Raw genomic sequence first — 17,881 nt, 5'->3', positions numbered from 1 at the left:
ATTCTGAGTCGATAAGATCGTTATGGATCTTACGACTTTTACCAGTATTTTTTCCGGCTCTGCCTATAAGCCGTTAAGCCAGCATCGACAGGTGATCCTGGATGCCCTGGTGCTATTGAACAGGCAGTTGCAGAGCCGGTTAACTGCCGATGACCAGTGGCATGAACGGGCGAAATGGCTTGTTGATTTTCTGCCCGCCGTGGAAAAACTGGAGCAGGAAATTCTGGCCAGACTCAACCAGCCAACATTGACCGCGCAGCCCAAGGGGCTGGTGCTCTCCCTCTTACAGACTCAGAATAACCTGGCACACCTGATCTGCCGACTGGCTGAGCGATTAACGTATCGACCTCCCAGGCTTACTGAAGATTTGCAGCGTTCTGTTGAACAGTTGAATCAACACTTTGCCAGCGTTGTTTATAGCTTGAAGTCAGGTGTTGCAAAACAGGACCGCCTGAGTATCGCAGGATTTAGAAAACAACAATCCCGGGCTTTGCTGGAGGTTAATCAGGAAGTAAAGATAGCTGTGGATGAACTGCGGAATATGATTTCAGCCTGCAAAGGTGAAGTCTTCCAGCATGAAGGCGAATTGGACCCACTTGATATGGCCCTTTTACTACTGTCCCTTGAAGATATGGATGACCTGACGCTCTGGATTCGCTCAATGGTCATCCACATGCAACAGCTGTAACTGATCAATGTCGGTGAGATGAGAAGCGGGATTGTTACAGAATCCTGACTTTACTTAATAATGCACTCTGCCCGCTTTTTCTGAGTTTTTTCCAGGTACTCCTGAAAGTCTTTTGGTAGTCTTCCAGTGGTTGAGCCCTCCCAGTACACAGTTTGTCCGGCTGGATTTTCATATTGAAAGGTATGCTTTGCGACAGTTCGTCGGCGTTTGCCCGTTTTGCCCGGGTCGTTAATGTTGTCCAGATCTGAGAGCGTAATACCAAGTTCCGCCATTTCTTTGTGTATAGCGACAATGTCTTTCATCTTTTTCTGTCGTTTTGCATCCTCTTTCACCCTGGATTGCAATTTTTCCTTATGTACCCCTTTCAGGCGGTCCAGAATTTTTTCCAACTCCTGAACACTGACATCTTTGAATAGCGAGCGAATCCGGGATTTACTACCTAGCCGATGATGTAACTCATCCAGTAATTTCATTGTATACCCTCAATCTACTGGAGCCTTTGACCGTATGAGGCAATAAATAATGCTTCAACACGGACATTAAGAAAGTCGACAAATATCTGTAACGCAAGACTGGAACGGTTACCTGTCAGTTATGCAGGTATGGGGTAATTCACAGAATGGTTCTGCTTATTACTCGTTCAATATGAATAAAAGTAATGTATTTTGTTTGATTGGCAAGGAAATGGTGAGTTTGACCCTTATAAAATGCTGCTCTTCATTTTACTGGTTACCCCTGTTAACAGTCGGTTACTGCCCTCTATTTATCAAGTTATAAGGCACATGTTTTATTCAGATACATTGGAGGGATCCTGTTTACCCGTCGATAACAGACGCTATAGCCCCGTATTTTCTGCTCATGGCGATTGGGGGTTAACGGTTGGCCTGGATAAGTGACTAAATATGCTCGGACGCGTTGTTCTTCCAACAGCACTGCTGCTATTGACTTACGGCTTTTGGGTTAGCTCAGAGCTGCAGGTGATCACGGCAGGTGTGGTTATTTTTCTGCTGGGCATGGTTTATCTGGAAAAGGGGTTTAAGGTCTTTACAGGGGGGCTGCTTGAGGCGTTCCTGCAGAAAACCACCGACAGTCTCTGGAAAAGTCTGGCTTTCGGTATCACCACGACCGCTGTCCTGCAGTCCAGTTCGCTGGTTTCCGTCATTGTTATTTCATTTCTCAGTGCTGGACTGATTGGTCTGGCTGCCGGCGTTGGCATCATTTTTGGGGCAAATCTGGGCAGCACTGTCGGTGCATGGTTAGTTGCCTTGTATGGTATGAAGTTAAAGCTGATTTCCTATGCCATGCCCTTACTCGTTTTCGGTTTGATTTTGAGGAGTCAGCGGGAGAAAACATTCAGTGGCTTCGGCTGTATTTTGCTGGGTATAGGCTTTCTCTTTCTTGGTATTCATTACATGAAAGAGGGTTTTGAAGCATTCCAGACTGTGATTGATTTCAGCAGCTTCTCCATGGAAGGAATGCAGGGCATTCTGGTCTTCACACTTTTTGGTGTTCTGGCCACCATCATCATGCAGTCCACCAATGCGGTATTGGTGCTCACCTTTTCAGCCCTGGCAGCAGGTCAGCTGACTTACGATAATGCGTTAGCACTGGCTATCGGTTCTAATATCGGTACAACCATAACGGCAGTGCTGGGAGCGATGGGGGCAAATGCAGCAGGGAAGCGATTGGCTGTGGCACATATTACGTTTAATGTGGCCACCGCTGCTCTGGCTATCCTTTTGTTGCCCCAGTTAAAGGTGCTTGTGAATTTTACTGCGGGACTCTTTCCAATCGGGGCAGACGACTACACTCTGAAGCTTGCGCTGTTCCACAGTCTCTTTAATGTCATGGGAATAGTGGTTCAACTTCCTTTTTTCCAGCTGCTTATCCGTTGGCTGGAGACGCTTTTTGTTGATCCTGACAGGCAGTCTCATCTGAATCTTGCCACTGAGGACAATCCTGCCATTCACAGGGCGCGCTACTTAACCCCGGCAACACTGAATTATCCGGATACGGCGCTAAGAGCCCTGACCCGGGAGTGCGACCATTTATACAGAAATACACTCGAACTGATCTGTTATGGGATATATCTTACCGGCGACAAGCTGAGGGAGTCGGACAGTCTGACGGATCTGGTCAACAGCTGGATGCGCGATGATCAGCCATGGACCATAAAAGAGCTGTATATCCGACATATCAAAGGTATCTATGCGGACATTATTCACTATTCAGGAGCCATAGAAGGGAATCTTCCCAGAGCGCAGGTGCAGGAGTTATTTGCACTTAAAGTTGCCTGTCGTGATTTTGTCCAGGCCATCAAACATGTCAAGCATATCTATAAAAATATGGGGCATTACCTGCATTCGGATAATGAGCAGATACGCCACCAATACAACCAGCTCAGACTGTGCCTTGCCTCAGTCCTGAAGCTTATTGATGTATTGGGAGTACGACGAAATTATGATCATATTCGTCAGCATGCGGAACAGTTAAAGCAGGAGCTGAGCGAGCAGGATGAGCAGATGCACAGAAAACTGAATGAACTTATTCGCTCCAATCAGGTTGATTCATTTATGGCCAGTTCCTTGATGAATGACAGTGCCCATGTACATGATGCCTGCACCAGTCTTATTGATGGGGCCGTGATTATGTTGACCAGGGATCGCGAAGAATATCAAGAGATCGATCTTAATTTTGAGGCTCGTTCTACTCCTCCAAAAAACGTGGCTGGCTCTTTTGAAAAATGAGTGGGCCATGAATCACTCACTGACCGACCTCGTTCAGGTTTCCAGACTCGGGAGAAGCGACAACTATTATGGCAGTGACTCCAAGGGGATTTTCACACCCATAAGCTCATCAGCGAAGCGGATAACTGCTAACTCTGCTGCCCTGATTTCGTCATTAGCAAGTTGGGTTTTTTGGCAGCCCCGGCGAAATTCAACACGAGATTTGCGTCGGCAAAACGGCCCAGATCTGTTGAACAAATACCAACTTCTTCTATCAATCTCTCAAATTCATCCTCAATTTCATCCGTCAATATCTTAACATTCAGATGATCCTTACTGGTTGCCAGTGATAACAACAAGGCCGCTTCATTGCTCAGGGTGGCCGGGTTGTCGCTGTCCTCCGTCAGCAGTGCTATCAGGAGCCAATTCTGGTTGTCTTCCAGCAGCACGCACAAACTTGACTTCGGGTTGAACAACGCCTCCTGAATCCGCATGTATGTCTGAGCCAGCTCTTTGGCACATTCAGGCTGCCTCGGGTAGCTCAGACAGGCAGCAAGGTGGGCGACGGTTTCCCGGTTAAAGTCACCATAGGGTACTGGCTTATCCAGACATCCGAAGCCCCAATCGCCGGTAATCTGCCTGCCTGCCAGGGTTAATGTATCTTTCAGCAGCGTCTGCTGTTGCACAGTAAATTCTGGCTCCGGGAATGCACAGACAATAAAGTGCTCCAATAATGGTTGTCGATAGTGGTTGAATGTCGTTGGTTGACCCTGGTATCCCTCGTGATGGGTAATTTCCAGCAGATTGTCTTTCGCCGCTGTGTTTTTTAACATCACGCCGGGATCGGTGTATGGAATGTCATGGAATTTCTCAGCAAAAAACTGAATTGATTCCAGATCCGTGCAGTTGTTAGCGGCCAGCAGGATTTTTAAGGCGTTCAACTGGCTGGTTTCTGTAACCAGGATTGAATGCAGATTAAAGGCAGTGGTGAAGTTATGGCACATGTATGCGAGTACATAAGCAGGAACATTTTTCAGATTTTCACCCAATTGATTAAGCCGGTTGGCCAGGACCTCCGCCCCCGGCTGATTACCAAAACTTTCAGTCGTGTAATGGCTTATTGATTGTTCCGTCAGAAACTGTTGGACAGGATGAGCCAAAATGGTCTGGGTTGTGCTGGTAGCTGGAATAGTCATAGAAACACCTGTTAGTTAGTAGGGACATCCAGTTTCCATAAGCTACACGCAAGCTAGAAAAGCCAGTGATATCCTGAATTTATATCAAGCAGGCTGAGTGAACAGCACTGATCGTATGTAGACCTGTCAGGTCAAAGACCCGAACAGTTCGTCCGTACTGTTTTGACACTGTGCGGTCAGATTAGTTCCTCACCACGTTGTTGAACCAAGCCGCTAACGCGGCAAAAAATACCGTTCATCCAAGCCACCCCACCATTTCCAATACTTCCTGATATCCGTACCACTCCGGTGCGGCTTATATAAGGAAGCAACATGGAACGTTCTGAACAAAAACGGTTTGACAAACTGTATCAAAAACACCTCACCACCCTGAAACTCCAGGGCAAAAGCCCATCCACCATTGATCTCTACAGCAGGCCTCTGCGACGGGTGGCAGCCTTCTTTGATCGTTGCCCCGACACACTCAAACCCGATGACCTGAAAACCTACTTTGCGGCACTGGTGGAATCCCACTCATGGAGCACGGTCAAAACTGACCGCAATGGGCTGCAGTTTTTCTGGAAACACGTGCTGGGGAAACCCTGGCAGTTTGTGGACATCATTAAACCACCCACCGTTAAAAGCCTTCCGGTCATCCTGACCACCACTGAAATTGAGTTACTGCTCAATAAGGCGCGGAAGCTGCGCTATTACACCATTCTTCTGACCCTTTACAGTATGGGTTTAAGGCTGGCTGAAGGTCTGAACCTGACCATTTCCGACATTGATGCACGGCGAATGAAAGTTCATTTACGCAACTGCAAAGGAGGAAAGGATCGCTACGTGGACCTTCCCCTTCGCACCCTGAAGGCCTTGCGGCGCTACTGGGCTACCCACCGGAACCCAACGTTTCTTTTCCCTGAAGGGCAGACGGCCAATCAGCGACACCGGGCAACTCAGCCTATGAGCCGCTCCTCCACCCAGAAAGCCATGAAACATCTTGTGGAAGAGTGCCGGATTCATAAAAAGTCAGCCCCCACAGTTTACGACACAGCTTTGCTACTCACCTTATGGAGCAGGGAGTGAGCCTCAGGGCCATTCAGGAACTGCTCGGGCACATGTGCCCAAAAACCACAGCCATCTACACCCGGTTAACCGAAACCACCCAGCTGAATACCCGCAGGATTATTAATCATCTAATTGATGAGCTGGATTTGAAAGGAGACGACCAATGAACCTCTCCGATATAGCCGATCAATATGCCGACCGTTTCCTGGAGAAATACAGTCAACGTCTTCTACCCAGCCAACTCAAGGCGCTCAACGCCATACGGGGTTGTCGAACCCCGGCTTCCGGTATGACGCTGCTGGAATGCAACGGCTGCCAATTACGGGAGCAAAAACCATTGTCCTGTGGACATCGTCACTGCAATCGCTGTCAGAACACCGATACCAGCGAATGGTTGCAACGGCAAAGACAGAAACTGTTGCCCGTTGAATACTTTATGGTGACCTTCACCTTACCAGCGCAACTGCGGGCTCTGGCTTGGCAACATCAACGACAGGTGTACGATTTACTGTTCAGAACAGCGGCTGATACCCTGAAACAGTTTGGAGCCAATGACAAAAAACTGGATGCTGACCTGGGAATGACCGGCGTCCTGCACACCCACAGCCGACGGCTGGATTACCATCCCCATATACACTTTGTCGTGCCCGGTGGTGGCATCAATACCCGACGAAAAGAGTGGCGCAAACTCACCGGTCACTATCTTTTCAATGGCAAGAACCTGGCCATGGTCTTTCGAGCCAGACTCCTTCGCGCCCTGGACGAACAGGGACTACTATCACTGAGCCTGAAAACAAGGCTGCCCAAAGAGTGGGTCATCAATTGCAAACGGGTGGGCAAAGGATTACCGGCACTTGAATATCTATCCCGGTATCTGTACCGGGGCGTGATCAGCGACAACAATATCCTGGCCAGCAAACGGGGAAAGGTGACCTTCTCTTATCTCAACAGTGAAACCGGCAAAAAAGAGACGCGAACCCTGCCAGGAGAAGACTTCCTGTGGCTGGTACTGAAACATGTATTACCCAGGCGTTTTCGACGATCGCGGGATTATGGATTTTTACACAGCAACGCAAAAAAACAATTATCACTGGTGCAACTGGTTTTACACGTCATGGTCAAAGCAGTAGAACCCGTGATTCGTCCGCAATTCACATGCAGGCGTTGCGGTGAACTCATGAAGCACGTTGCATTCAGTTTCCTGAAACCGACTTGAGTCGTTGATATAGCAACAAACAACGCCATTCACAAACAGGGAGAAGATGTAAGCTCAGCCAGACAGATATGACAAACCCCAGACTACCGTAATGCAGTGGTCGGGAGACACTCATCCTGAATAAATAGCGTTCTGAAAAAACGCGCTGATTCAAGATCCGCCAGAAAAGTAAACTTCAATAGACCTTCCTCACCAGAAATCAACCCGGGCTTGTGCAACAACAGGATAAGATTGCGGCTGGGCACAATCTATCCTTATTCGTTATGTACGTTGTTGAACCAAGCCGCTCACGCGGCAAAAAATACCGTTCATTCCAACCTGTGAGAAATATTCCGGCCCTGCTTCTTGACCAGAAACTGCATGCCGAGACCAGATACAACCCGAATCAACATGCCGTTCTTTCAACCAATTGTCGTCCAGCCAAAAACCTGATGTTGTTTGGCTGGTAGCAATGGTCTTGCCAGAAGACGACAACAGATAGTCTGAGTAAAGTTCTATGGCGTTATTTTTCATGCCACCAGTTAATGGCTGATTTTCAGCATAATGTGTAACTTGAGTTACCAATATGGATTATATCCGTTTTCTGGTGAATCCCTGACGGAACAAAAGGGACACTTATTCCTCACTGAGTAAACTTTCTTTAACTTTTTCATCCAGACTACTACGCATTATCGCGTTTTTGTATAACATCACCATTTCTTGATCAAAACCTAATTGAGATGGCATAATGCTTTTACCATTATCGGCTGAAGCTAACATAGTCTGCTTTACCGTATCAGGGAATGTTGAATTGAGCACCAGTTCAACGTAAGTAATCATTGAGTCGTGATTGCCACTGTCAAATGTAATGCGCAGTGCAGAAATACCCTTGTCCGATTTCGCAGTCAGCAAGGCCTGTTTATCGTCATCATCAAGGCCGCTCTTCATGACCATAGCCCAATAGGCCTTGATACTGAGTACATGATCATATTTCATTTCCATATAAAGTCCGGGTTCACCATGTGGTGATTTTGCCACTAGCAGTGCTTTCTTGCCATCCGCATCCAGAGTTCGCAGGTAGTTATCAATCTGGAGCCCTACACCAGGATTAGATAAATGCCCCTTCTTCACTATGAGAAACATCATGTCGTGACTAACTTCAGGCGGAAGCCAGACCAGGGCGGTGCCAGGCTCGGTTTCCAAATCTGTCGATAACAACACACCGCCTTGATTTTTGGAAAGTGGAACACCACTTTGTGAAGGTCAGGCATAAGGTCACGGATACTCAACTTTTTCAAAGCATGTTGATCAGAAACAATGAGTCGCCGCACCCTCAAGGTATCATTGGGGTCATAAAATGATACCTTGATCTCCGGTTCACCGGGTAAACATTGCATTCGCAAAGCCATGGCATGGCGATGTGCAAAAAACAAATAGGATTTCTCTTCGTGGCCCTCACTCTTTTGTTGTTCAAGGGCCACCTGTAAAGCCACCCCCACTTCATGTAAGCCAAAATAATAAGCTTCCCGGACGGGGACGCTAGTATGTGAGCGGAAGATATTTGGCATTTGGCAATCCTCCTTGATGCCACTGTGCTGACTGATTTTGTCCAATGTATCAATGTATGAAAATTTACCAGCCTCTTTGGTGCCAAATTCACCGGTTGCAAACGCATAGGCCAGATGTCTGCACGCTATCATATCCCCACTAACAGTATTGTTAACCTCACAATTGAAGTTTTCAAATTCACCCTTTGAAAAGTATTGCAAGATGCCCAGGTCGCCGGGAGAGAGATTTTCAGTAAAAGATCTTTTAATTAGTGCTTGTCCGAAAACCCATCAGCCCTTGAAAACAGCAGTCTGTGACCTAACTTAATCATTGAAGATTTCCACTGACAGGCTGTTTTCTCACTCATGCGCCAAACCATCAAGCCACAAATGCAGTTAGGCGAGGTCGATATCTCTGCCATCACCTTCAACCCCAAATCCAGGGACGACATACCCCGCCTCTTGCGGGCTTTTCAGCATATCTGGGTCACCCCAGAGCTGAGAGAGCAGGTTTTTCAAGCCCTTGAGCGAATGATACCCGCCAGCCGTGACAATGGCCGCCCAGGTATGGATCTCTGGAAAATACTGATTTTTGGCACCCTGCGTCTGACCATCAACTGCGACTACGACCGCCTTCAGGAGCTGGCCAATGAACACGGTACGTTGCGGCAAATGCTCGGACACGGACCATACTGTACCCACTCTTATCACATCCAGACTTTGCAGGATAATATCGCCCTGTTCACCCCGGAAATACTGGACGAGATCAACCAGATTGTGGTCAATGCCGGTCACCAGCTGGTAAAAAAAAGAAGAGCGGATATGCGCCCGCGCTGACTCGTTTGTCGTAAAAACCAATGCCCACTTTCCAACGGATATTAACCTGCTCCGGGATGCCGTTCGCAAGATGATCGAGTGGGCAGCCTGCCTGTCGTCAGAGCAGCAGGAAAGCCTGTGGCGACAGAGCAACTACTTGCAGGATCAGCACAAAAAGCGTTTTCACAAAGCCCGTAACCTGAAACGTTCAACGTCGTCTAATGAGTCGCTTCGTGAAGCACGACAGCATGATATCGAAATCGTCCATGCTGAGTATGTAGCCTACAGCCAGAAGCTTATCCGCAAGGCTGAAATAACCTTGAATCTCTTGAAGACACGGATACCCGGAGACTTGCGACTGAAAGAGCTGGAGCACTGGATAAAAGATGCAGACTACCAGTGCCAACTGATTATCCGTCGTGTACTGAACCACGAAACCATTCCGCACAGTGAGAAGGTTTTTTCGTTATTCGAACGCCATACGGAATGGATCAGTAAAGGAAAAGCTGGCGTTCCTGTAGAACTCGGCCTCAGGGTGTGCGTGATTCAAGATCAGTTTGGTTTCACGCTTCACCATTTGGTCATGGAAAAACAGACTGATGACCAGGTGACTGTAGCCATTGCTAAAGGCGCAAAACAGCGGTTTCCTGAAGTATCGCAGGTCAGTTATGACCGGGGATTCTGGTCAAAAGAGAACCTTGAAAAGCTGGAAACATTTCTTGACCGAGCCGTCTTACCCAAAAAGGGGCGATGGTCTGAACAAGACCGGAAGCGTGAACGACACCCTGATTTTGTCAGGGCAATGAAGAAGCATTCCGCGGTAGAGTCCGACATTAATGCACTTGAGCAGCACGGGCTGGACCGATGTCCGGACTCAGGGATTGACGGTTATCGTCGGTATGTTGGCCTGGCGGTTTTAGGAACCAATCTGCACCGCTTGGGCTCTATACTGCAAAAGCAATCCAGTCAGGCTGTCAAAAAAGCAGCCTGAACGGGAGAAGCGTGCCAGAAAACAAACGATCATCGTTGGGTGAAGATTACGGACACCCGAAAAACGGGAAAATGATTAAGAGGCTGTTTTAAAACTACTTAAACCTTCGTAGCATTATGCGAATCATGCATATATAAACGAAGGCTTCTGAACTCCTTGGCAGCTGTTCATAGTCTTTAGATAAACGTCTGGATCCTTCAAACCAGCCAAAGGTTCTCTCCACAACCCAGCGCCTGGCTTGAACGACAAACTTTCCCCGTGGGCGTTTTGTGATTTCAAGTTCCCTTTTGGGTTTGAAGCGATAAAACCACTCTTCAAGGTAACCCCGGTAGCCACAATCAGCCCAGACTTTCCGGATGTTTTTAAAGTATTTCTTAAGGTGAGCCAGTATGAATTGACCTGCAAAACTATCACTAAATGCGGCTGCGTGTACCCATACCACCAGAATCAGGCCAAGAGTATCAACAGCTATATGACGTTTTCTGCCTTTTATTTTCTTCCCGCCATCATAGCCTCGATCCCCCCCTTTTACCGAGGTTTTCACGGATTGGGAGTCAATGCTTGCTGCTGTTGGTTGTGGCTCTTTGCCCGCCTGAATTCGCACCTGGTCACGAAGAGCATCATGCACCTTCTTCCATGTGCCATCTTGTTTCCAGATTCGAAAATAGGTGTAGACAGTACTCCATGGTGGAAAGTCAGAAGGCAGCATTCGCCACTGACAGCCTGTTTTAGTGAGATAGAATATGGCATTCAATATCAGACGATAACTCCAGTCGCGTGGTCGCCCATTTTTTGGAGTATCATAGCCAGGGTCAGGGAATAGAGGCTTGAGGATTGCCCACTCGTCATTGGTCAGGTCGGATGGATACATAATTATCCTCCTTAAACTAATCAGATACTGTAGTTATAGACGACGTTGAGTTTTTTATCCTGAGTTAATGGTCAGTAACTTTTACAACAGTCTCTAAGTTTTGATCAAAAAAGGAGGCGACTGGTATGAGCGACCTGTTTTGTTTTCAAAAAAATTTTGTAAGTGCCTGTTGAGTCGGATTATTCATGGGTTTTCTGACAGGCACTAATTAAACTGACCTCCTCTGAAGGATTGACCTTTTTCAACTGGTAGTCACGCCCCTCTGCTTTAAGTTTTTCAATTTTACGGTCAATCATGGAGCCTTGCGGTATTTCTGAATTAATACCATTGTCTTTCGGAATATAGCCCTGACTGTCATTCGGCGGGTTGCCTGTCTGTTTTTGAGTCTCTGGCTGCTGATTGTTTAAGCAATCCTGCTGCGGGATGTTTGCCGAAATATTCTTGTTATTGATTCCATCCATGATGATAATCCATTGTTTAATATTAAATCAGGGTTAATTATCGTCGTTACTTGAGTTATCTGAATATGGTTGGTAAGGACTTTTCGGTCGAGAATTAAAGGGTTTTCTGAGAGACTTAACAATTCCTCAACCGTTTGAAAGTATCCGCCAAGTGGTAGGTGGAAATATAAGTATCAATTCATTGATTTTCCACAACAGAATAAAGCCCAGTTGATTGCTCAACAAACATCTTGTGGAAGAGTGCCGGATTCATAAAAAGTCAGCCCCCACAGTTTACGAGACCGCTTTGCTACTCATCTTATGACGCAGGGAGTGAGCCTCAGGGCCATTTCAGGAACTGCTCGGGCACATGTGCCCAAAAACCACAGCCACCCGGTTAACCGAAACCACCCAACTGAATACCCGCAGGATTATTAATCATCTGATTGATGAGCTGGATTTGAAAGGAGACGACCAATGAACCTCCCCGATATAGCCGATCAATATGCCGACCATTTCCTGGAAAAATACAGTCAACGCCTTCTACCCAGCCAAATCAAGGCGTTCAACGCCTACAGGGTTGTCGAACCCCAGCTTCTGGCATGACGCTGCTGGAATGCAACGGCTGCCAATTCCGGGAGCAAAAAACCTTGTCCTGTTTTTTAGTGCCCGGTGGCGGCATCAATACCCGACGAAAAGAGTGACGCAATCTATCCTTATTCGTTTATGCACGTTGCTATGCCACCAGTAACTTGAAGCCTATTTTTGCCAGATAGCTTCGTTCTGAGTCAAAGTACGCTTCGGTCAGAGGGTGTTGTTCTAACCACTCTTCCGGGAAAAACAGGGATATGGTAGAGCCGGATAAGCTTATGGAATATTCCGGTAAGGTATCGTCGCGACCATGACTCAGCACATTGGCAATGCGCAGCAGGATAACCAGCCGCATCAGCTTGCGTGATACCGCCTTGGGCCAGGTGGAAAGGAGTGACTTCGATATGGAACGTCTGTGGCCCCTGACGAGCAGCGCAAGTTGCTGCTGCTCTCTCTTGCTGAACCCCATCAGGTCAGAGTTATCAATCAGGTAAGCACCATGACGGTGGTACTGTGTATGGGAGATATCAAGCCCTATCTGGCACACACGGGCAGCCCAGGACAGCAGCTCAAGGTCGCAGTCACCCAGTTCCCAGGTAGCAGCCGTCATGGCAAAGCAGTTCCGGGCATGATTCATGACCCTGAAGGCCTGTTGCTCATCAACATGATAGCGGCTCATCAGGGCATTTATGGTTCGCTCCCGAACGTCTTCGTGGCGGTCCCGCCCGAGCATGTCGTGCAGAACACCCTCCCGAAGTGCACCGTCAGAGTAATGCATGCGTTCGATGCCAAAGGCATCGAAGCCTGCCATGAGAATGGCCAGGCCTGCTGGAAAAATCGCCTGACGATCAGGCTTCAGCCCGGGAAAACGAACACGGCCGATCTGGTTAAACTTCAGGACTTTGAGCTTGAGCATCTCCAGATTTTCCCGGGTGATGGTATCACTCTCTCCCATGGCCTGAAGAATGCTGCTGACCGCACGGATTGAACCTGATGACCCTACGGCATCAACCCAGCCCAAACGGGTAAATGATTGTTCAATATTGAGTAATTCCAGTCGTGCGGCGTAATAAGCGGACTGGAATCGTTGTGGTGTGAGTTCTCCGGTGCCAAAGAAACGGTCGGTAAATACCACACAGCCCATGTGCAGGCTTTCCATCAACTTTGGCTCAAAACGTTCGCCAATAACAAACTCGGTACTCCCGCCACCGATGTCCATCACCAGGCGGCGCTCATTATCATCGGACTGGGTTTGGGCAACACCCAGGTAAATGAGACGAGCTTCTTCCCTGCCCGCGATAATTTCAACCGGGTAGCCCAGGATAGACTGGGCCTGGTCAACAAAAGCATCGCTGTTCCGCGCCTTACGCAGGGCATTGGTACCCACGACTCTGACCGCTTGAAAGGTATTGCCAGCGAGGTACTGAGCAAACTGTTCCAGGCAACTGAAGCCCCGCTTCATGGCTGCAGCCGTTAGCTCGTCGTGCTGGTTAAGCCCAGCAGCTAACTGAACCTTTTTGCCCAGCCTTTCTACTGGCCGGATTTCACCCTGATCCACCCTGGCTACGATCATGTGAAAGCTGTTTGAGCCAAGGTCTATGGCGGCTACCAGAGGTAGACTGCCGGACTGTTCACGCCCTTGTTTTGTCATGATATTTCATAGCTAATATATTGAAAATGTTATATTTTTCAGTGCTTTCAATGCTCGTTTTAACAACCTGACAATACCGGGTTGCAGACTGGAGCATAACCGATGTTAAAAGGTTAACTTTAATCGAGTTATGCACACAAATCCTACTGGCTGTATTGCCCTGGGCAAAGCTACACTGATGACTGAAAAACAGGCCTGTGTCATATGGCAATCTTATAAGCCTCCATGCTCAATGGCATTTTTATAGAAAAAAAAGCCACAAAATTCCATGAATCAGGCATAATAGGTCAGTTCTGGGCCGGTGATATCTTTTGGCAGCCTGTTTGGCTTGCCCTCGGTCAAGGCTCCTGAGTTTACTTTAAACACTTTTAAGTACTAATTAAGTACCCTGGTTAGGAGATCCATTCCATGAGCGAAATTGTCAAAGTGACAGATGACTCCTTCGAAGAAGTGGTTCTGAAGGCGGAAGGTCCGGTACTGGTTGACTATTGGGCTGAATGGTGTGGTCCTTGCAAAATGATTGCCCCCGTTCTTGATGAAATTGCCCAGGACTACGACGGCAAACTGACCGTCTGCAAGCTGAATATTGATGAGAATGAGGCAACCCCGCCAAAATACGGTGTGCGTGGTATTCCTACGCTGATGCTGTTTAAGGGCGGCAACGTAGAAGCTACGAAAGTGGGTGCCCTGTCCAAATCACAGCTGACCGCATTTTTGGATAGCAATCTGTAATTGCTGGTCATTGGTGGTTGTGACAGACCGTTACAGCCACTTGACTGGCCTCAATTTTATAGCCATTTGATTAAATTTTTAAATCAATTCAGTTGACGAAGTCTTAATTCTTGATTATTTTCCAGAAATGGATATAGACTGTAATTACACAGGGCTGTCAGGAATCTTCTGACCTCAGGGATATGGCCCAGACAGGGCAGCCGTTATAAACACTCGCAGGCATCAATCAACACTTAGCTGTCCTTTATCATAATAAGTCAAATACTTTCTGATCTTCCTGCAAAGACAACGGCCACTTACCTTTCAATTTAACATTCGCACACTACTGGTTATGCATCTTACCGAACTGAAGAAAAAGTCTGTTCCTGAACTTCTGGCGATAGCGAATGAAATGGGTCTCGAAAACCTTGCCCGTTCCAGGAAGCAGGATGTAATTTTCACCATACTCAAACGCCATGCACGCAGTGGTGAAGACATCTATGGTGACGGTGTTCTGGAAATTCTCCAGGATGGTTTTGGATTTCTCCGTTCCGCTGATAGTTCCTATCTGGCGGGACCGGACGATATTTATGTTTCCCCAAGTCAGATTCGCCGGTTTAATCTGAGAACGGGCGATACGATTTCCGGGAAAATTCGTCCACCGAAGGAGGGAGAAAGATATTTTGCCCTCCTCAAGGTGAATGAAATCAATTTTGACCAACCAGAAAATGCCCGCAATAAAATCCTGTTTGAAAACCTTACGCCATTGTTTCCCCAGGACCGTCTCACTATGGAGATGGGAAATGGTGCAACAGAGGATTTAACCGCTCGAATTATCGACCTGGTAGCTCCCATCGGCAAAGGTCAGCGTGGCCTGATTGTCTCTCCTCCTAAAGCGGGTAAAACACTGATGCTGCAAAATATTGCGGCAAACATTACCCGTAATAATCCGGAGTGCTACCTGATTGTTCTGCTGATTGATGAGCGCCCGGAAGAGGTTACCGAAATGTCCCGTTCCGTGCGCGGTGAAGTGGTCGCCTCTACCTTCGATGAGCCTCCTTCACGTCATGTGCAGGTTGCCGAGATGGTGCTGGAAAAAGCCAAGCGTCTGGTAGAGCACAAGAAAGACGTTGTTATTCTGCTGGATTCCATTACCCGTCTGGCCCGTGCTTACAACACCGTGATTCCCTCTTCCGGCAAGGTGCTTACGGGTGGTGTGGATGCTCATGCCCTTGAGCGTCCGAAGCGTTTCTTTGGTGCTGCCCGTAACATTGAAGAGGGTGGCAGCCTGACCATTCTGGCAACCGCACTGGTTGATACCGGCTCCAAGATGGATGAGGTTATCTTTGAGGAATTCAAGGGTACCGGTAACATGGAACTCCACCTTGACCGTCGGGCGGCTGAAAAGCGGGTCTTCCCTGCTATTGGTATCAACAAGTCAGGTACTCGCCGTGAGGATCTGCTGACCACGGAAGAAGAGCTTCAGCGTATGTGGATTCTGCGTAAAATCCTGCACCCAATGGATGAAATTCAGGCCATTGAATTCCTGCTGGACCGTATGAAGCACACCAAGACGAATGAAGAATTCTTCCAGTCCATGAAACGGAAGTAATTTTATTCCCACAGGAAGGACTGTGAGAAGGATGTCGATCACGATCACAGTCTCTGCCGGGGGATAAGGCCAAAGCACCCTGCAAGCCTGTTTCTACCAATGAGCCATTGCGCAACTACCTGGTCAGACTTTGATCTTTCAGTCCGTTCATTTTGCGGGCCGAAAAGACCGTGAAAGGCAAGCTTCGGTTATTCGATCCTCATAATCAGACAGCAATAATCTCTTTATCACCTGTTTCGACTGACGTAGTTTTCACTGTTCAGGAGAAAACTGCCAAAGCCTGAAAAAGTCAGAGCCAAAGAAGAAATATTCATGAAATACAAGGATCTCCGGGATTTCATTGATCAGCTGGAAAAACAGGGGGAACTCAGGCGAATCACGTTTGAAGTTGACCCGGTTCTGGAAATGACTGAAATCTGTGATCGAACCCTGAAAAAAGGGGGGCCCGCCCTATTGTTTGAAAACCCCAAAGGCTTCGATATGCCCGTGTTGGCGAACCTGTTTGGCACGCAGAGGCGGGTTGCCCTGGGGATGGGGCAGAAGGATATCGGTGCACTGAGGGAAGTGGGTGAGCTGTTGGCCTACCTGAAAGAGCCGGATCCCCCAAAAGGCTTGAGAGATGCCATTGAAAAGCTGCCGCTGTTCAGGCAGGTGCTGAACATGGGACCAAAGGTGGTTAAATCGGCACCTTGTCAGGAAGTGGTAGTGCAAGGTGATGATATTGATTTAACCCGGCTGCCAATTCAGACTTGCTGGCCAGGGGATGCTGCACCATTGATCACCTGGCCCCTGGTCATTACCCGTGGCCCGGAAAAAGAGCGACAGAATCTGGGCATTTATCGTCAGCAGCTGCTTGGTAAGAATAAATTAATCATGCGCTGGCTATCCCATCGGGGTGGGGCGCTTGATTTCAGGGACTGGCAGAAAAAACACCCGGATACCCCTTTTCCGGTATCAGTGGCTTTAGGCGCTGACCCCGCGACCATTCTTGGTGCTGTGACACCGGTCCCTGACTCATTATCAGAATATGCGTTTGCCGGTCTGTTGAGGGGTAGAAAAACCGAGTTAACCAAAAGCCGCACAAATGATTTGCAGGTTCCTGCCAGTGCCGAGATTGTCCTTGAAGGTTTTATCTATCCCGGAGAGATGGCGGATGAGGGCCCATACGGCGATCATACCGGCTATTACAACGAGGTTGAGTCATTCCCGGTGTTTACCGTTGAATGTGTGACACACCGGCGCAACCCCATTTATCACAGCACCTATACAGGGCGCCCGCCGGATGAACCGGCAATACTGGGATTGGCTTTTAACGAAATATTCGTCCCTATTCTCAAGAAGCAGTTTCCTGAAATTGTTGATTTTTATTTACCGCCAGAGGGTTGCTCTTATCGGCTGGCAGTCGTTACCATGCGTAAGGAGTATCCGGGGCATGCCAAGCGGGTTATGCTGGGTGTCTGGTCATTCCTGCGACAGTTTATGTACACCAAGTTTGTGATTGTGACCGATGATGATGTCAATGCCAGGGACTGGAATGATGTGATATGGGCAATGACTACCCGTATGGACCCGAAAAGAGACTCAGTCTTCATCGACAACACGCCCATTGATTACCTGGATTTTGCTTCTCCCGTTGCCGGACTGGGATCAAAGGTCGGCTTTGATGCCACCAACAAGTGGGAAGGTGAAACCAGCCGGGAGTGGGGAACAGCCATTTCGATGACAGATACCATTAAACATCGGGTTGATGCTATTTGGGATCAGCTTGGCATCGATAATTAATACGTATGTAGCATATG

The 17,881-nt window shown here is 48.0% G+C and carries 17 protein-coding genes and 1 pseudogene; 10 read left to right on the top strand and 8 right to left on the bottom strand.

The window, feature by feature from the left end; all coding sequences use genetic code 11:
• Positions 1 to 22 precede the first annotated feature (22 nt).
• Entirely contained in the window at positions 23 to 688 is a 666-nt protein-coding gene (locus O3276_RS15305; protein WP_269672116.1) for a hypothetical protein, read from the top strand.
• A 50-nt stretch (positions 689 to 738) separates the two neighbouring features.
• On the opposite strand, the gene O3276_RS15300 is transcribed toward O3276_RS15305, so the two are convergent.
• Positions 739 to 1,161 carry an H-NS family histone-like protein gene (locus O3276_RS15300; protein ID WP_101745333.1) on the bottom strand — a complete coding sequence of 141 codons (423 nt, stop codon included), beginning with the start codon at positions 1,159 to 1,161 and terminating at the stop codon, positions 739 to 741.
• A gap of 429 nt (positions 1,162 to 1,590) precedes the next feature.
• Between O3276_RS15300 and O3276_RS15295 the strand changes: the two genes are divergently transcribed.
• A complete protein-coding gene (locus tag O3276_RS15295) occupies positions 1,591 to 3,435 on the top strand; it encodes a Na/Pi cotransporter family protein (RefSeq protein ID WP_269672115.1) in 1,845 nt (614 codons plus the stop codon).
• A 128-nt stretch (positions 3,436 to 3,563) separates the two neighbouring features.
• Here the strand turns inward: O3276_RS15295 and O3276_RS15290 are convergent, their stop codons facing one another.
• Positions 3,564 to 4,610 (bottom strand): hypothetical protein, encoded by a 1,047-nt coding sequence (locus tag O3276_RS15290; RefSeq protein ID WP_269672114.1) that lies wholly within the window; start codon positions 4,608 to 4,610, stop codon positions 3,564 to 3,566.
• 312 nt (positions 4,611 to 4,922) lie between these two features.
• Between O3276_RS15290 and O3276_RS15285 the strand changes: the two genes are divergently transcribed.
• From O3276_RS15285 to O3276_RS15275, 3 genes are read left to right on the top strand one after another with little or no spacing between them, the layout of a single operon-like run.
• Positions 4,923 to 5,675, top strand: coding sequence for a site-specific integrase (locus O3276_RS15285; RefSeq protein ID WP_269672113.1), 753 nt, complete (start codon positions 4,923 to 4,925; stop codon positions 5,673 to 5,675).
• Positions 5,672 to 5,824, top strand: coding sequence for a hypothetical protein (locus O3276_RS25805; protein ID WP_269672112.1), 153 nt, complete (start codon positions 5,672 to 5,674; stop codon positions 5,822 to 5,824). The genes O3276_RS15285 and O3276_RS25805 overlap by 4 nt, the downstream gene beginning before the upstream one ends.
• Positions 5,821 to 6,873, top strand: a complete 1,053-nt coding sequence (locus O3276_RS15275; protein ID WP_269672111.1) for an IS91 family transposase — start codon at positions 5,821 to 5,823, stop codon at positions 6,871 to 6,873. Before O3276_RS25805 ends, O3276_RS15275 begins: the two co-directional genes overlap by 4 nt.
• A 261-nt stretch (positions 6,874 to 7,134) precedes the next feature.
• Here O3276_RS15275 and O3276_RS15270 read toward each other — a convergent pair whose 3' ends face one another.
• The 3 genes from O3276_RS15270 to O3276_RS15260 are packed head-to-tail and all read right to left on the bottom strand — an operon-like array spanning position 7,135 to position 8,621.
• On the bottom strand, positions 7,135 to 7,437 hold the full coding sequence (locus O3276_RS15270; RefSeq protein ID WP_269672110.1) for a hypothetical protein: 303 nt from the start codon (positions 7,435 to 7,437) through the stop codon (positions 7,135 to 7,137).
• Positions 7,438 to 7,488: 51 nt separating this feature from the next.
• Positions 7,489 to 8,055 carry a hypothetical protein gene (locus O3276_RS15265; RefSeq protein WP_269676063.1) on the bottom strand — a complete coding sequence of 189 codons (567 nt, stop codon included), beginning with the start codon at positions 8,053 to 8,055 and terminating at the stop codon, positions 7,489 to 7,491.
• Positions 7,995 to 8,621, bottom strand: coding sequence for a ShET2/EspL2 family type III secretion system effector toxin (locus tag O3276_RS15260; protein ID WP_269672109.1), 627 nt, complete (start codon positions 8,619 to 8,621; stop codon positions 7,995 to 7,997). The genes O3276_RS15265 and O3276_RS15260 overlap by 61 nt, the downstream gene beginning before the upstream one ends.
• A gap of 144 nt (positions 8,622 to 8,765) precedes the next feature.
• Here O3276_RS15260 and O3276_RS15255 point away from each other — a divergent pair.
• Positions 8,766 to 10,206, top strand: a protein-coding gene (locus O3276_RS15255; RefSeq protein WP_442876524.1) for an ISNCY family transposase whose coding sequence is annotated in 2 segments (ribosomal slippage) — positions 8,766 to 9,205 and positions 9,204 to 10,206 — 1,443 coding nt in all. Because the reading frame shifts where the segments join, the coding sequence is not laid out codon by codon here.
• 94 nt (positions 10,207 to 10,300) lie between these two features.
• Here O3276_RS15255 and O3276_RS15250 read toward each other — a convergent pair.
• Positions 10,301 to 11,077 carry an IS5 family transposase gene (locus O3276_RS15250; protein ID WP_269671653.1) on the bottom strand — a complete coding sequence of 259 codons (777 nt, stop codon included), beginning with the start codon at positions 11,075 to 11,077 and terminating at the stop codon, positions 10,301 to 10,303.
• 179 nt (positions 11,078 to 11,256) lie between these two features.
• Positions 11,257 to 11,538 carry a hypothetical protein gene (locus O3276_RS15245; protein WP_269672108.1) on the bottom strand — a complete coding sequence of 94 codons (282 nt, stop codon included), beginning with the start codon at positions 11,536 to 11,538 and terminating at the stop codon, positions 11,257 to 11,259.
• Between the two features lie 456 nt (positions 11,539 to 11,994).
• Between O3276_RS15245 and O3276_RS15240 the strand changes: the two are divergent.
• Positions 11,995 to 12,176, top strand: a pseudogene (locus O3276_RS15240) (transposase zinc-binding domain-containing protein); the annotation flags it as partial.
• A 77-nt stretch (positions 12,177 to 12,253) separates the two neighbouring features.
• Here the strand turns inward: O3276_RS15240 and O3276_RS15235 are convergent.
• Positions 12,254 to 13,759: a Ppx/GppA phosphatase family protein gene (locus O3276_RS15235; RefSeq protein WP_269672106.1), complete on the bottom strand. Its 1,506-nt coding sequence runs from the start codon at positions 13,757 to 13,759 to the stop codon at positions 12,254 to 12,256.
• A gap of 408 nt (positions 13,760 to 14,167) precedes the next feature.
• On the opposite strand from O3276_RS15235, the gene trxA reads away from it, so the two are divergent.
• From trxA to ubiD, 3 genes are all read left to right on the top strand, one after another.
• Positions 14,168 to 14,491: a thioredoxin TrxA gene (trxA, locus tag O3276_RS15230; protein WP_101745329.1), complete on the top strand. Its 324-nt coding sequence runs from the start codon at positions 14,168 to 14,170 to the stop codon at positions 14,489 to 14,491.
• Positions 14,492 to 14,822: 331 nt separating this feature from the next.
• Positions 14,823 to 16,082: a transcription termination factor Rho gene (rho, locus tag O3276_RS15225; RefSeq protein WP_101745328.1), complete on the top strand. Its 1,260-nt coding sequence runs from the start codon at positions 14,823 to 14,825 to the stop codon at positions 16,080 to 16,082.
• A 312-nt stretch (positions 16,083 to 16,394) separates the two neighbouring features.
• Entirely contained in the window at positions 16,395 to 17,864 is a 1,470-nt protein-coding gene (gene ubiD / locus O3276_RS15220) for a 4-hydroxy-3-polyprenylbenzoate decarboxylase (protein WP_269672105.1), read from the top strand.
• The last annotated feature ends 17 nt before the right edge of the window (positions 17,865 to 17,881 follow it).

Origin of the sequence: Endozoicomonas sp. GU-1 (assembly GCF_027366395.1) — a bacterium.
In the GTDB taxonomy this organism is placed as follows: Bacteria; Pseudomonadota; Gammaproteobacteria; order Pseudomonadales; family Endozoicomonadaceae; genus Endozoicomonas.
The sequence above is the reverse complement of the archived record's forward strand: the minus strand, read 5'-3'. Positions and strand labels throughout refer to the sequence as shown.